Origin of the sequence: Microbacterium testaceum (genome assembly GCF_020781835.1) — a bacterium.
GTDB lineage: Bacteria > Actinomycetota > Actinomycetes > Actinomycetales > Microbacteriaceae > Microbacterium > Microbacterium testaceum_H.
The window spans coordinates 149,640-164,701 of sequence record NZ_JAJGNJ010000003.1; the positions used below are offsets into that span (position 1 = coordinate 149,640).

A 15,062-nucleotide genomic window follows, 5' to 3' on the forward strand; every position below is an offset into this window, starting at 1 on the left:
ATGTTCGTGCTCATTCCCGCGTTCGAGCCGGGCCCGCGGATGCCGGCTCTCGTCGCCGAGCTGCTCCGCACCGATCCCGACCTCCAGGTGCTCATCGTCGACGACGGCAGTGGCCCCGTCTTCGCTTCGGTGTTCGCCGCGGCCCGCGAGGCGGGCGCGCACGTGATCACGCACGCGAGCAACCGCGGCAAGGGCGCGGCGCTGAAGACGGGCTTCTCCCACATCGCCGGTCACGATCGGGATGCCGACGTCGTCACCGCCGATGCCGACGGCCAGCACACGCCCACCGATGTGTGCCGGGTGGCCGAGGCGCTGCGCCTCGACGCCGCCGACGGCCGCAGCGCGCTGGTGCTCGGCGTCCGCGGCTTCGCGGGCGAGGTCCCCCTGCGCAGCCGCCTCGGCAACACGGTCGCCCGCGGAGTCTTCCGCCTCGCCACCGGGCGCCGGGTGACCGATACGCAGACGGGGCTGCGCGGCATCCCCGCCGATCGCCTGGACTGGGCACTCGGCATCCCGGGCGAGGGCTTCGAGTACGAGCAGCGGATGCTGCTGCGCCTCGGCCCCGACCAGGTCGGCGCGCACGAGGTTCCGATCGACACGGTCTACCTCGAGCGCAACGCCTCCAGCCACTTCCGTCCGGTGCGCGACTCGCTGCGGGTGCTGCTGCCGGTGCTGTTGTTCGCGTCGTCGTCGCTCGCGGCGTTCATCGTCGACACCGTGGCGCTCCTCGTGCTGCAGGCGCTGACCGGGTGGCTCGTTCCCTCGATCATCGCCGCGCGGGTGCTGTCGGCCACCGTGAACTTCACCGTGAACCGTCGCGTGGTCTTCCGCGCGGGGGGCGGATCGATGACCGGGCAAGCGGTGCGCTACGGCGTGCTGGCGCTGGCGCTGCTCGCGTCGAACATCGCGTGGATGTCGTTCCTCACCGACAACGGTCTGGCGCTGCTGCCCGCGAAGGTCGTGACGGAGGGGGTGCTGTTCATCCTCAGCTACGGCATCCAGCGGGCGCTGGTCTTCCCGCGGGCGGATGCCGAGCCCCCGGCGCGGTCGCCGACCTCACGACCTCGTCGCCCGGGCGCCGCAGTCCCCCACCCCGCCGAAGCGACCGGCACCCGGGCTTCCGACCCCGCCGAAGCGACCAGTACCGCGCCGTCCCCCCGTCCCTCTCCCCACACCCCCGCAAGGAGCACCTCATGACCACCACCGCCCTGATCCTCGCCGCGGCCGACCTCGTCGCCGCCGTCCTGCTCAGCGCCGTCTACTTCCGCCGTCACCGCCGCCGCGACCTCGTCGTCGCGTTCCTCGGCGTCAACGTCGGTGTGCTCGCCGTCGCGTCCGTCCTCGGTACCGCCGAGATCGCGCTCGGCCTGGGGCTCGGGCTGTTCGGCGTGCTGTCGATCATCCGCCTGCGTTCGAGCGAGATCACCCAGCGCGAGGTGGCGTACTACTTCGCCGCCCTCGCGATCGGCCTGATCTGCGGGCTGCCGCACACCGACCTCGTCTCACCCCTGGTTCTGCTGGGCCTGATCGTGGCCGTGCTCGCCGTCGCCGACCACCCGCGCGTGCTGTCGCGGTCGCGTCACCAGACCGTGCACCTCGACCGCGCGATCGCCGACGAGACCGAGCTGCGCGCCGAGCTCGAACGCCTGCTCGGCGGCGAGGTCACCGGCCTCACCGTGCAGCAGCTCGATCTGGTCGACGACACGACGCTGGTCGACGTGCGGTACCGGGTCACGGCCGCGTCCGCCGCGACGGGTTCCGCCCGCGGCGAGGGTGACGGGCGAGCTCCCGCCCCGCGGCGCGAAGGGGCCGAGCCCACCTTCGCCGACCTCCTCGGGGGCACCCGATGACCGCCCGCGACCTCGCCACCACCGCCATCGCCGCCTTCCCCACGATCGGCCTCGAGGCCCTCACCACCGACGCCGCGCTCCTGACCCGCGTGGACCGCAAGTACGTCGTGCCGGTGGATGCCGCGGCATCCCTCCTCCACGACCTCCGGCGATCCGCCGACGCTCCGGCGGCGCTCGAGATCGACGGGGAGCGCGAGCTGGCGTACCGCTCGGTGTACTTCGACACCCCGGATCTGCTGAGTTTCCGCCTCGCCGCTCACGGGCGTCGTCGTCGATTCAAGCTCCGCACCCGCACCTACGTCGACACCGGCGCCGCTTTCCTGGAGATCAAGACGCGGGGAGCGCGGGGCCTCACCCGCAAGGAGCGCGATGCGTACGATCTCGACGCCGCCGACCGGCTCACCGCTCAGGCCCGAGACGAGGTGGCGGGCGCGCTCGACGCGATCGGGGTCGCCCCGGCGCGCGCCGACGATCTCGACGCTCGCCTGCAGACCCTCTACCGCCGGACGACCCTCCTGCTCCCGGGCGCGATCCCCTCGCGCGCAACGATCGACCTCGACCTCGGCTGGGTCGACGCCGACGGCACCGGCTTCACCCTCCCCCGCTACGCGATCGTCGAGACGAAGTCGCCCGGTCAGGCGGGTGCTCTCGACCGGGCGCTCTGGCGGGCCGGATACCGCCCGCAGCGCGTCAGCAAGTACGCCACCGGCCTGGCGGCGCTGCGCCCCGACCTCCCCCGCAACCGCTGGACCCGAGTGCTCACGGGTCCCTTCGCGTCATCCCTCCTCACTCGAAAGGACGCCTCATGCGCCGCCTGATCCCCCTCGCCCTCCCTCTCACCCTCGCGGGCCTCGTGCTCGCCGGGTGCGCCGTCACCGCGCAGCCCGCCGCGAGCCCGTCGGCGTCGTCGCTCAGCGCCGAATCGAGCGCCGAATCGAGCGTGCAGTCCGCCGCCGAGGTCGACACCGCCATCGCGACGGCCGCTGCCGAGCTGCTCGAGGCGAACGCCGACGGCACCGTCGTGAACGACGACGAGTGGGACATCGCGGATGCCGAGACCGTCACGCTCTCCGGATCGACCGCGTCGAGCGACTCGGCGGGTGTCCGCATCGACGGCTCCACCGTTACGATCACCGCCGCGGGGGTGTACCGGCTGACCGGGACGCTCGACGGGCAGGTGGTCGTCTCCGCCCCCGATGACGCGCAGGTCGTTCTGGTGCTCGACGGTGCCACGATCGAGAGCACCTCCGGCGCGGCGATCCAGGTCGTGACCGCCGACGACGTCGCCATCAACCTCGCCGCGGGCTCCACGAACACCGTCACCGCCGCCACCTCGGCCGACGCGGACGCGAGCGCGGCGATCTACGCCGACAGCGACCTCACCCTCTCGGGCTCGGGCGCGCTCACCGTCACCGACACCGGCAACGACGGCATCTCCGCCACCGACGACCTCGCGATCATCGGCGGCACGATCACGGTGGATGCCGCCGACGACGCCCTCCGCGGCAAGGATTCGATCGTGGTGGACGACGGCACGCTCACCCTCACGGCCGGCGGCGATGCGCTCAAGAGCGACCAGACCGACGACGCCACTCAGGGCTACGTCTGGATCGCCGGCGGCACCGTCACGGCCACCTCGACCGACGACGGCATCGACGCGCAGACGGATGCCGTCGTCACCGGCGGCACCGTCTCGATCGCGGCCGAGGGGGATGGCATCCACTCCGAGATCGCGCTGGCGATCGCCGGCGGCGACGTTACGGTCAGCCGGTCGTACGAGGGTCTCGAGTCGGCCGACATCCGCATCGCCGGCGGCACCACCCGCGTCACCTCGTCGGACGACGGCATCAACGCGTCGGGCAGCTCCACCTCGGCCGGCGGCGGCATGGGCGGCGGGGGCATGCAGGACACCGGCGAGACCGTCACCATCTCGGCCGGCACCCTCATCGTCGACGCCGACGGCGACGGACTCGACTCCAATGGCAGCATCACGATGACCGGCGGAGACGTCACCGTTTACGGCCCCACCGCGCAGAACAACGGCGCCCTCGACTCCAACGGCGGCATAGACGTCTCGGGCGGCACCCTCGTCGCGATCGGCAGCAGCGGCATGGCCGAGTCGCCCGACGAGTCGTCGGCGCAGGGCTGGCTGGCCGCGACGGTGTCGGGCTCCGCGGGATCGACGGTGCAGATCACGGATGCCAGTGGCTCGGTCATCGCGGAGTACACGGCCCAGAAGACCTTCGCGACGGTCGTGTTCTCGTCGTCGGCGATCACCGACGGGCAGACGTACACCGTGACCGTGGACGGCACGGCGACGTCGGTCACCGCCGGTGTCGCGGTGGCCGGCGGGATGGGCATGGGCGGAGGTGGGCGGCCCTGAGCGTCGCGCGAGGGTCCTCACCTGCACCGGCGATGCCGAGGGCGTAATACTCCTCGAGGAACAGCTGACCCGACGTGTAGAAGCCGTGGGTCAGCGGGCCTTTCTGTTTGAGGAGTTCCTGGCTGCGCTCGACGATGCGTGACATCGCGCTGTCCCAGTCGGTCTTGACCAGTTCGCCGTTCTCGCGAATCAGCGGACGTGTGAGCCGGTCGGGGTTCGCCATGCCCTGCCAGCTGCCGAACAGGCCCTTCGGTCCGAGGCAGCCGTGATTGACGATGTCGACCGCGCGGCCGCGCACGCCGACCATCTGGCCGTCTTTCACGGCGATGTCGGTGGCGCACCCGTTGCTACACAGCACGCATGCGGACTGCACCCAGCGGTCGACATCGTTCTCGGTGAGGCCGTCGGCGAGCTTCAGGTCGACGCGGACCGGCCACCGCTCCCCTCGCGCGTACGGCGTGCGCGTGCCCTAGATGTGCTCGATGCGGTCGACCATGTGTCCTCCTCGCCGGTCCGCGCGGAAACGTACGGCGGAGGATCGCTCTCATCGAGAGCCTCGACGGGGGGTCGGCGCAGTGCCAAGGTTCTCCCGGCTGACAGACTCGGTGGGGCGCCACAGAAAGGGGACGGGCGAATGGACATCGAACCCGGCATCTACGAGCACTTCAAAGGCCAGCGGTACGAGGTGTTCGGCATCGCGCGCCACTCCGAGACCGAGGAGGTCTTCGTCTCGTACCGCAAGCTCTACGACGACTACTCGTACTGGGTGCGTCCGGTGGAGATGTTCCTGGGGGACGTGGAGCGGGACGGGTACGTGGGGCCGCGGTTTCGGCACGTTATTTGAGCAGTGGCGCAGTTCACCTGGACCAGCAACAGGCGGAAGGCGGCGACCGAACTGACGGGCGCGACTACCTCATGCACCGGCATTGCGGCATTACCCACCACGACATGCGGCTCGCGCTCTTGCGGGACCTGCGGGTACTCGCCTTCCGACTGAATCGCCACGCGATCTCCCGCACAAGCAAGACCAGACAACGCGGACTCTTCGCGCGCACGCGTGCCAAAGGGCGAGCTCACCCGCTACGGTCCGCAGATCAGATGAGCGCGAAGACGAATCAGGAATTCCAGTGGTTGGCCCGCCATCGAAACTGCAGGCCGCTATCTGACGAGAGACCGACATCTTCATTCCCCGATCGCCCCCGGATTATTTGGCACGAGGAATCTCTGCGAGCGGGCTCTCAGAGACTTCCCTCAGCGAACCACTTTCCGGACGAGCCTTCGACACAGCACACGAAGGCTAACCGCCAAGCGTTCACCTCAAGAGTGGCGCGGCCCGGACATACCGCTGCTTGTCAGGCGAGCGGAATGTAACTTCAGCGCACCTACCGGAGAGCATACTCCTCCGGGCAGTCGCGCCCCCCAGGATTGATTGTACATTTCCATCAAATGCTCAGCGGCCAACCATAGCCCCGGCGCAGCGCCACTCGATGAAGTCGCACAAACTCCGGTCGATCCTCCCAGTCATCAGGCAGCGGGAACGGCGGGAGAGAAAGGGCAGTTACAGTGAGCTTGTCGTGAACGTCCAAAGCCCCGAGCTGCCGCACAATCAGCGCCTGATACATCGTCATCAGGCTGCGAGCATCGTCGCCGTCTTTATCCGCGGCATCCGCCGCGGCCCGGTAGAGCTTCATCCCGACCTCAACGTCACCAGCAGCAAGATGCGCCAGCCCCAACGTGGCTTTCAATTCGTAACTTTCATCCGCGTGGTTGCGGATCAAATCGATAGCGCGCCAACTCCGTCCCGACATTGCAAGAACGTAGGCGGCGTTATTCTTGGAAGCGCCGTCGTTAAGCACCCCTGACGAGAGCGCATCAAGAGCGATAGCAGCCGCCTCTTCCCACCTTTCCTCGCCAATTCCAAGGGCCACCAATGCCGCGGTCACCGCCCGCGGGTTAAGAGGCTCAATCTGGTACCACTCACGAGCGAAATTAGCCGCTTCAACGCTCTCACCCCGCAACGTTGCAAGGGTGTATCGGATAAATGCCGCACGGGCGGGAAACGTAGTGTCTTTAACCCGGTCAAACGCAGAGGAGAGAACTGCAGCGTCACTCGTGCGCCAACACACTTGTGCGAGGTTGCTCACCACGACGTCGCTCTCCGGAAATTTTAGACTCAGATCGAGAATCTCGCGAACGCTGTCGGCGCGACTCTCCCGGCTAGATGCAGCACGAATCCGGACCAGATTGCTCCGAACTTCCGCCTCTGTTTCACGATCATTAGCTTGCTCAGAGTACTTTGCAGCCTTCTCAAGCAACCTGATTGCAGACCGAAGATCAGCATTCGCGAGAAATAGACGCGCCTGCATTATTAGCATTTGCGGTGAAGAATCACGGTACTGTGCATCCAACTTCCGCATCTCACGCTGAACCGCCTTGAAGTCACCCTGCGCGAAAAGCAGATCCAGCAGCAAGCAGAGCGCATCTTCCCGGCTCGGGTCTGCCTCCCGCGCGTGGCGGGCAGCCGAAACAGCTTTGCGCCTGGACCCCGAACGCCAAAGAGCGATTGAGAGATTCAGCGCCGACACCGCGTCGTCTGGCGAGTTACGTAGAGCGTCACGAAGTCGGGAGATAGCCTTATGATTTTCACCTTCGAGAAGGTGAATGTAACCAAGAGCCGCGTTCTTGGAACTCGCCTCACTGGAGAGGATGAATCCGCGCGCCTCAACGAAATGCTCCGCGTCAGCCAACGCAACAGCCAGGTCGACCTTTAGATGATTACTGAGTGGGATGTTCTTTGCGATTTCACGAACCTCTTCCAGTCGCCCCTTACGAAGCAGGAGCTCGCAAGCCAAGCGAACCCCGGTTCGATCGAGGTCTGCAGCTACGCGGTCCGAGGAGTACACGTCAAGCGCTTCAAGGGCAGCCTCCACCGCCTCGTCCTCTTCTCGGGCAATTTCCAAAGCCTGCGCCAAGGCGACCAGGTTGTGCGGTCCGCGCACTGCTTCGACTGCGAGTCGGGCCTCGAGCAGCGTTTGCGAAGACGCAGAATCTATTGCTTCGGCGATCCGCCCCGTGACCTCCTGAAAGGGTCGTCGAGATGTCGAGACCTCGGACACACGCCTGGAACGACCTGGCGCCGCAGGCTTAACTGCGTCGCGGGAGAATGCAGCGTCAGCCTCAAGGATGTTCGTAACACCAAGTGCGCTCATTAGGCTGTCCTCAATCTCATGCGACGACGCTCTTCCCGGGATTGAATTTCAATTCGGCGAATCATTATGTCGGCCCTTCGAATCACCCAATCGAGCGGGTGCCGTGCAGCTCTGTCCTTGCTGAATGGTCCAGATGTGACTCTTCTGAATGGTTCGGGATTACACAAATACTCCAGAACCACCCGAAGGTCATCACGTATGATGCGCGGCACATTCTCTATCACGTCATCGACAGCAGAGCGATATTGCATGCTTAGGCTCGCTAACGGTCTTTTCCGACCCATCGAGATATCAGCTTGCGCCTGCCCCATCACCGCGCGGACGTCTCCCATAGCGGAGGCAGTCATAGGGAATCCGGTGATCAACTCCACAAGTATCGACCCCACACCGTAGTAGTCCGCGGCAATAAAGTCGGCCGCCTCGTACCCTCCCTGAAAGAGGAGATACTCCGGTGGCGCGAACCTCAAGTCCCCACGCCCGTTAACATAATCCGCAATAGATCTAGACGGCGACTGCGCCAGGTTCTTGGCGCGGCCTAGGTCGGCGAGCCGAACGCCTGCAGAGGATCCGCGGACCATCAACAAGCAATTGCTGGACTTCAGGTCTCGGTGGACAATACCGAGGTCGTGCATTTGCTTCAGCGCCACTACTGTGTCTCGCCACATGCCGATGCGATCCGCCCACCCCAGATCTCTTCGCGCAAGCGCATCTGAAACCAACTCGTCAAGTGAGCCGGATGCGATTGGCAGCACGTGATAACGAACGTCGACTGGGACCGTAACACCGATGAGACTTCGGAGCTGGACCTGTTCAGTCCCGCCGTCGATGTAGTTAATCACGCCGCTGCATTTCGCCAGAGCGCGGAGCAGTCGACCTTCATTCTCAAAGTCGACAACGTCATCACCAGCCACACCATGTTTCAGAATCTTTATTGCTACCCGCCCACCAGAATCGAGATGTTCTGCCTCAAACACATAGCCAAAACCTCCAATGCCGATACAACCAACAAGTCGGTAGCTACCAAACGGTTGCCCCAGCAGCAGAGCGACCCACGGGTCAGACGAAATGTTCACCGTCATTTGGCATATTTTTCGCGAAGCAAACGGAGTTCGTCGGGGTGATCTCGCAAGATTTGAATCACGTCTGCGGGTGCATTTCCTCGCGCGAGCTCGATGATCTCAGCATCAACAGAGTAGTGTTTGGAAAGTCGCCTCAATGTGTCGTCGTTGATCGAACGTTCTCCGCGCTCGAGCCGCGAAAGATGTGAAGGCGCAATCCCAAGTTCCGCAGCGGCCGATCTCAGGGTCTCCCCTTGTCTGCGTCTCAAGTCGCGAAGGACGGACGCCACGCCCAGATCTGACCCCATTCATGCATGGTAGAGGCTGTTGCCGGATCTGGCAACAACGAGCTGGGTTCTTCGGCATCCGCTGCTGAGCGCCGCGTGGGGCAACGACTTTGTAACGCCCACGTAAACTCCCCCTCTCCCCCATCCCCTGCCCCGGTGAGCACATCGTTACCCCACCGCCCCACCCGACGCCCTCCCGGGTAACGCCCCCTCCGTACGCTTGCGGCACGCCTCGCCGATGCGGGGCGCTGCACCTCCCCCATCGCTGACCGGAGGAACCCCGTGACCGTCACCGACCCGCGCCCCGAAACCGCAACGCCGCCCGCGGCCGCAACGCAAGAAGCAGCACCGCAACTCATCCACCGCCCCGGCCGCTGGATCGACAACTGGAACCCCGAGAACCCCGAGCAGTGGAACACCGTGGGCAAGGCCATCGCCGCCCGCAACCTGCGGTGGTCGATCTTCGCCGAGTTCCTCGGGTTCGTCGTCTGGCAGCTGTGGTCGGTCGTCGTCGTCTCGCTGCCGGCGGCGGGCTTCCAGCTCTCCACGGGCGAGATCTTCTGGCTCATCTCGATGCCGAGCCTCGTCGGCGCGACGCTGCGCATCCCCTATACCTTCATGGTCCCCCGCTTCGGCGGCCGCAACTGGACGATCGTCTCCGCCGGCCTCCTGCTCATCCCGAGCATCGGCCTCGCCATCGCGGTGTCGAACCCCGCTACTCCGTTCGGCGTCCTCCTCCTCATCGCCGCCCTCGCTGGCTTCGGTGGCGGCAACTTCGCCAGCTCCATGGCGAACATCACGTTCTTCTACCCGGCCGCACAGAAGGGGTACGCGCTCGGACTCAACGCCGCCGGCGGCAACCTCGGCGCCTCGGTCGCGCAGTTCGTCGTGCCGATCGTCATCACCGTCGGCGCCGCGGCCACCCTCAACCTTCCGCTCGCGGGTCTCATCTGGGTGCCGCTGATCCTCATCGCCATGGTCGGCGCGTACTTCCGCATGGACAACCTCTCCACCGCGAAGGCCGACATCGCGGCATCCCTCGCCGCCCTCAAAGAGCCGCACCTGTGGATCCTCGCCGTCCTCTACATCGGCACCTTCGGCTCGTTCATCGGCTTCGCGGGCGTCTTCCCGAAGCTGCTCGCCGACACGTTCCCCGACTTCAAGGGCATCGCGATCGGCACCGCCACCGTCACCCTCGCCTTCCTCGGCGCGCTCGTCGGGTCGCTCGCCCGCCCCTACGGCGGCAAGCTCGCCGACCGGTTCGGCGGCACCGTCATCACCATCGGTGCGTTCACGGCGATGGGCCTTGGCATCCTGAGCGTGATCCTCACCCTGGCGCTGCAGAACTTCGCCGTGTTCCTCTCGTGCTTCCTGGTGCTGTTCGCCGCGGCGGGAATCGGCAACGGCTCGACGTACCGCATGATCCCGACGGTGTTCGCCCTCCGCGCGAAGGACGGCGTCGGCGCGCAGCGCAAAGCCGCCGCGGCCCTCGGACTCATCTCGGCGATCGGCGCGTACGGCGGGTTCTTCATCCCACAGCTGCTCGGCCTGTCGAAGACGTCGTTCGGCTCGTACACCCCCGCCCTCACCTGGTTCATCGGCGCGTACGTCGTCTTCCTCGCGATCACGGCCGGGGTGTACCTCACAATGGCGAAGAAGACCGCCACCCGCATCTGATGTCCATGAGCTCCGTCGACACCCACTGCCCCTACTGCGCACTGCAGTGCGCCATGACCGTCACGCACGACAGCGCGACGACGGTCACCGGCCGCGCCTTCCCCACCAATCGGGGAGGCCTCTGCACCAAGGGCTGGACGTCGGCGGAGCTCCTGGCATCCCCCCACCGACTCCGGATGCCACTCCTCCGGCAGAGCGACGGCACCCTCGCCGAAGTCACCTGGGACGAAGCACTGGATGCCACGGCCGACGCGTTCCGCCAAACGCGAGCGAATCACGGGCCCGACGCGAACGCGATCTTCGGCGGCGGCGGACTCACGAACGAAAAGGCCTACCAGCTCGGCAAGTTCGCCCGCGTCGCGCTCGGCACCTCGCGGATCGACTACAACGGCCGATTCTGCATGTCGTCGGCGGCAGCGGCATCCAACCGGGCCTTCGGAATGGACCGTGGACTGCCGTTCCCGGTGACCGACCTCGACGACGCGCGGACGATCCTGCTGCTCGGATCCAACGTCGCCGCGACCATGCCGCCGTTCCTCGCGCACCTCGCCGGGGCGCGGGTGAACGGCGGCCTCATCGTCGTCGACCCGCGCCGCTCGGCCACCGCGCGCCTCACCGAGGACGGCGCCGGCATCCACCTCCCGGCCGCGCCGGGCACCGACCTCCCGCTCCTCCTCGGCCTCACCCACATCGTGATCACCGAGGGACTCGCCGACCGCACCTATATAGAAGAACGCACGACCGGGTTCGACGCCCTCCGGCGGTCGGTCTCCGCGTGGTGGCCCGAGCGCACCTCCGCCACCACCGGCGTCCCGGTCGCGCAGCTGCGCGACACCGCCCGTCGCCTCGCCGCGGGCAACGCGTACATCCTCACCGGACGCGGCGTCGAACAGCACGTCGACGGCACCGCCACCGCGACCGCCGCGATCAACCTCGCCCTCGTGCTCGGCCTCGTCGGCCGCGAAGGCTCGGGCTACGGCACCCTCACCGGGCAGGGCAACGGCCAGGGCGGACGCGAGCACGGGCAGAAGGCCGACCAACTGCCCGGCTACCGTTCGATCCGCGACCCCGAAGCGCGCCGGCACGTCGCCGGGGTGTGGGGCGTGGATGCCGACGACCTCCCGGATGCCGGCATCCCGGCCACCGCCCTGCTCGGCGAACTCGGCGGGCCGGTGAAGACGCTGCTCGTCGCCGGGTCGAATGTCGTCGTCTCGGCGCCCGACGTGGAGGCCGTGCGGGCGCGACTCCAGGCGCTGGACACCCTCATCGTGTGCGACTTCTTCCTCAGCGAGACCGCGGAACTCGCCGACATCGTGCTGCCCGTCCTCCAGTGGGCGGAGGAGGAGGGCACGATGACCTCCCTCGAGGGCCGCGTCATCCGGCGTCGCCGCGCGCTTCCCGGACCCGACGGCGCCCGCAGCGAGCTGTGGATCCTGTCCGAGCTCGCGCGGCGGCTGGGCGCGGCATCCACCTGGTCGACCGATCCGGCCGAGGTGTTCGACGAGCTCGCCCGCGCGTCCGAGGGAGGCGTCGCCGACTACTCGGGCCTGTCGCACGCGCTGCTCGATACCGGCGTCGAGGCGTATTGGCCGTTCCGCTCCGAGAGCACTCCGCGTCCGTTCACCGAACGCTTCGCTCACGCCGACGGCCGCGCGCGTCTCGTCCCGGTGGATGCCACTCCCCCGGCGCCCACCGACGGCGGCGGCGCGCTGACCCTCGTCACCGGCCGCTACCTGCAGCAGTACCAGTCGGGCACGCAGACGCGCCGGGTCGCCGAGCTGAACGCGGCACGCCCCGAGGCGCGGCTGGAGATCCATCCGGCGACGGCTTCGGGGTTGGGAATCCGCGAAGGGAGCCTGGTCGCGGTCTCGAACGAGCGCGGGACCGTGCGGGCGCGGGCGAGCGTGACGACCGACATCCGTCACGACACCGTGTTCCTGCCGTTCCACTACGCCGGCGATGAATGCGCGAACCGCCTGACCGAGGCGATCGTCGACCCGACCTCGGCGATGCCCGAGTTCAAGCGCACGCGCGTGCGCATCGCGGCGATTCCGGATGCCACGGACGGCACGGTCGCGATCCGGGATCACACCCCGGTCGTCGTGTCGGAGCACCCGGGCACCACCCACGACAAGGAGGCGATCCATGGCTGAGCGTGTGGTGCTGGTGGGCTACGGCCCCGTCGGGGCACGGCTCGTCGAGGGCCTCCTCCCCGCGGTGCGCGAGGGACGCATCGACCTCACGGTCATCGGTGCCGAGACCCACGACGTCTACAACCGCGTGCTCCTCGCCGAATATGCCGTCGGGCGCATGCAGCGCGACAGCCTCGACATGGGCGACCGTTCGGTCGCGGAAGCAGCCGGGGTACGTTTCGCGCTCGGAGCGACGGTGGTCGGAGTCGACCGCGACCGTCGCGTCGTGCGGTTGCACGACGGCATCCGGATTCCGTACGACCGGCTCGTGCTGGCGACCGGGGCGCGCGCGAACGTGCCGACGCTCGCGGGTCTGGAACGGGCGCAGCGGCACCGCGCGGCCCGTCCGGGGATCCCCGCGGAACTCGACCGCGGTTCGGCGCCGCTCCCCCGCGGGGTCGTCGCGCTGCGCGACCTCGCCGACGCCGAGCACGTGCGCGCGGCGGTGTCGGCCGGGCAGCGCATCATCGTGCTTGGCGCGGGAGTGCTCGGCATGGAACTGGCCCTGGCCGCCGCCGAGGCCGGTGCCGACGTCGTGGTGGCGTATCACTCCGCCGCCCCCATGAACCGCACGCTCGACGAGAACGGCGGGCGCGTGCTCGCCGCCGCCGCCACCGCCGTCGGCGTCGAGATGATGCACCACGCCCGCGCCGAGAGCATCGTGCAGCGCTACGACGACCACGGTCAGGCGTGGTTCGACGGCCTCGTGTGCGCCGACGGCAAGGTGGTCGCCGGCGACCTGCTCGTGCTGTCGTGCGGAGTCGCAGCGCGGACCGAGGTGGCATCCCTCGCCGGACTCGCCACATCCGCCGGCGTGCTCGTCGACGGATCGTCGCGCTCGTGGACCGACCCGCGCGTCTTCGCGATCGGCGACTGCGCGCACGTCGCCGATCCCGCGGACGCCGGAGCCGATGGCCGCGTTCCGGGCGGTCCGAGCGGGCTCGTCGGCCCCGGCTGGCGGCAGGCCGACCGGCTGGCCGCGCTCCTGTCGACGGGCGACGACGCCCCCGCCGCGTTCGAGCGTCCGGGCGTCGTCATGCTCAAGGCCGAGGGCATCGACGTCGTCGCCGGAGGCGTCGTCGACGCCGACCCCTTCTCGCACGCCCCCGGAAGCCACGGCCCCCAGGTCACTCTCTGGGCCGACCCCGCGCGCGGGGCGTACGTCAAGCTCGTCACCGTCGACGGCGTGCTGACCGGCTTCGTCGCGGTCGGGATGCCGCGGACCGGCGCCGAGCTGACGATGCTTTTCGAGCGAGGCTCGGAGCTGCCCGCCGACCGATCGACGCTGCTGCGGCTGGACGCACCCGACGTGGGGATGCCGGCCGTCGGCGACCCGTTCGCCGCGGACGCCACCGTGTGCTGGTGCAACGGCGTGAGCGCGGGGGCCATTCGCGAGGCGGCGGCCGCCGGGGAGCCGACGGTCGCCTGTGTGAAGGCGTCGACCCGCGCCGGCACCGGCTGCGGCGGCTGCGTCGGGCGCATCACCGAGCTGCTCGCGCGGGAGGCCGTGCCGGCGTGACGCGGGGGCGCCCGTCGGCGCGCGGGAGGACATCCCGGCGTGACGCGGGGGCGCCCGTCCGGCGCTCGGGAGGACGTGCCGGCGTGGCCCGTTCGGCACTCGGGAGGACGCCCCGGCGTGACGCAGGGCCGCCCGTTCGGCGCTCGGGAGACCTCCTCGGCGTGACGCAGGGCCGCCCGTCCGGCCGCGCCGTAGGCTTCCGGTCATGACCGACGCCCCCGCCCCTCCCGGCCGCACCGCCGTCGTGGCCGCCGCGATCGCGCTCTTCGCCGAGCGCGGCTACGACCAGACCTCGGTCGAGCAGATCGCCCAGGCCGCCGGGGTGTCGCGTTCGACGTTCTTCCGCCAGTTCGGCGGCAAGGAGGACGTGGTGTTCGCCGACCACGAGGTGCTCCTCGACGAGACGCGCACGTTCCTGTCGCAGTCCCACGACGATCCGTGGGCCGCGGTGTGCGACGCCTCGATGCGCGTCTTCCGTCACTTCGCCGCCGATCCCGAGCTCGCGCGGCGGCGGTACGCGATCGTGCGCGAGGTGCCCGTGCTCCGCGACCGCGAGATCGTGACGGTGTTCCGTTACGAGCGCCTCTTCGACGAGTACCTCCGCGAAGCGCTGCCGGGACTGGACCCGCTGGATGCCGTCGGGTTCTCGGCCCTGGTCACCGCCGTGCACAACCACGTGCTGCGCCGACTCATGCGCGGCGCGCGGGTGCCGGCATCCACCCTCCGCCGTGCCCTCGACGACGTGCTGCGCCGTTACGGCGTGCACCCCGACGGCGACGACGCCGCGGGCGACGACCTCGTCATCGCGGCGTTCCCCCGCCGCATGCCGGCGGCCGAGGTGACGCGCCGCCTGCGCGCGACGCTGCCGCACTGACGCGGGGGCGCGC

At 68.4% G+C, this 15,062-nt stretch carries 12 protein-coding genes and 1 pseudogene; 9 read left to right on the top strand and 4 right to left on the bottom strand.

Translation table 11 applies throughout. The features are described from left to right. Genes LL239_RS05545 through LL239_RS05560 form a run of 4 tightly spaced genes read left to right on the top strand, consistent with a single transcriptional unit; the run spans position 1 to position 4,233 of the window. Positions 1-1,197, top strand: coding sequence for a bifunctional glycosyltransferase family 2/GtrA family protein (locus tag LL239_RS05545; protein ID WP_228162462.1), 1,197 nt, complete (start codon positions 1-3; stop codon positions 1,195-1,197). After that, entirely contained in the window at positions 1,194-1,850 is a 657-nt protein-coding gene (locus tag LL239_RS05550) for a DUF4956 domain-containing protein (protein WP_228162463.1), read from the top strand. Before LL239_RS05545 ends, LL239_RS05550 begins: the two co-directional genes overlap by 4 nt. After that, positions 1,847-2,668, top strand: coding sequence for a polyphosphate polymerase domain-containing protein (locus LL239_RS05555; protein ID WP_228162464.1), 822 nt, complete (start codon positions 1,847-1,849; stop codon positions 2,666-2,668). The genes LL239_RS05550 and LL239_RS05555 overlap by 4 nt, the downstream gene beginning before the upstream one ends. After that, entirely contained in the window at positions 2,656-4,233 is a 1,578-nt protein-coding gene (locus tag LL239_RS05560; protein WP_228162465.1) for a carbohydrate-binding domain-containing protein, read from the top strand. The genes LL239_RS05555 and LL239_RS05560 overlap by 13 nt, the downstream gene beginning before the upstream one ends. 25 nt (positions 4,234-4,258) lie before the next feature. Here LL239_RS05560 and LL239_RS05565 read toward each other — a convergent pair. Further along, a pseudogene (locus LL239_RS05565) lies at positions 4,259-4,729 on the bottom strand (molybdopterin-dependent oxidoreductase); the annotation flags it as partial. Between the two features lie 138 nt (positions 4,730-4,867). Here LL239_RS05565 and LL239_RS05570 point away from each other — a divergent pair. Next, the gene (locus LL239_RS05570) at positions 4,868-5,077 is read left to right on the top strand and encodes a DUF1653 domain-containing protein (RefSeq protein WP_228162466.1); all 210 of its coding nucleotides are present in this window, start codon (positions 4,868-4,870) and stop codon (positions 5,075-5,077) included. 598 nt (positions 5,078-5,675) lie between these two features. On the opposite strand, the gene LL239_RS05575 is transcribed toward LL239_RS05570, so the two are convergent. From LL239_RS05575 to LL239_RS18120, 3 genes are read right to left on the bottom strand one after another with little or no spacing between them, the layout of a single operon-like run. Continuing rightward, on the bottom strand, positions 5,676-7,442 hold the full coding sequence (locus LL239_RS05575) for a tetratricopeptide repeat protein (protein WP_228162467.1): 1,767 nt from the start codon (positions 7,440-7,442) through the stop codon (positions 5,676-5,678). Beyond that, positions 7,442-8,521 (bottom strand): protein kinase domain-containing protein, encoded by a 1,080-nt coding sequence (locus LL239_RS05580; RefSeq protein ID WP_228162468.1) that lies wholly within the window; start codon positions 8,519-8,521, stop codon positions 7,442-7,444. Before LL239_RS05580 ends, LL239_RS05575 begins: the two co-directional genes overlap by 1 nt. After that, the gene (locus LL239_RS18120) at positions 8,518-8,808 is read right to left on the bottom strand and encodes a helix-turn-helix domain-containing protein (RefSeq protein ID WP_374197614.1); all 291 of its coding nucleotides are present in this window, start codon (positions 8,806-8,808) and stop codon (positions 8,518-8,520) included. The genes LL239_RS05580 and LL239_RS18120 overlap by 4 nt, the downstream gene beginning before the upstream one ends. A 261-nt stretch (positions 8,809-9,069) precedes the next feature. Here LL239_RS18120 and LL239_RS05585 point away from each other — a divergent pair, with 261 nt between their 5' ends. The 4 genes from LL239_RS05585 to LL239_RS05600 all read left to right on the top strand — a co-directional run bounded on the left by LL239_RS05585 (position 9,070) and on the right by LL239_RS05600 (position 15,049). Further along, complete coding sequence (locus LL239_RS05585) at positions 9,070-10,464, top strand: MFS transporter (protein ID WP_228162469.1); 1,395 nt, start codon at positions 9,070-9,072, stop codon at positions 10,462-10,464. A 5-nt stretch (positions 10,465-10,469) separates the two neighbouring features. Next, entirely contained in the window at positions 10,470-12,617 is a 2,148-nt protein-coding gene (locus tag LL239_RS05590) for a molybdopterin oxidoreductase family protein (protein WP_228162756.1), read from the top strand. Next, complete coding sequence (locus LL239_RS05595) at positions 12,610-14,175, top strand: FAD-dependent oxidoreductase (protein WP_228162470.1); 1,566 nt, start codon at positions 12,610-12,612, stop codon at positions 14,173-14,175. Before LL239_RS05590 ends, LL239_RS05595 begins: the two co-directional genes overlap by 8 nt. A gap of 205 nt (positions 14,176-14,380) precedes the next feature. Further along, a complete protein-coding gene (locus LL239_RS05600; RefSeq protein WP_228162471.1) occupies positions 14,381-15,049 on the top strand; it encodes a TetR/AcrR family transcriptional regulator in 669 nt (222 codons plus the stop codon). The last annotated feature ends 13 nt before the right edge of the window (positions 15,050-15,062 follow it).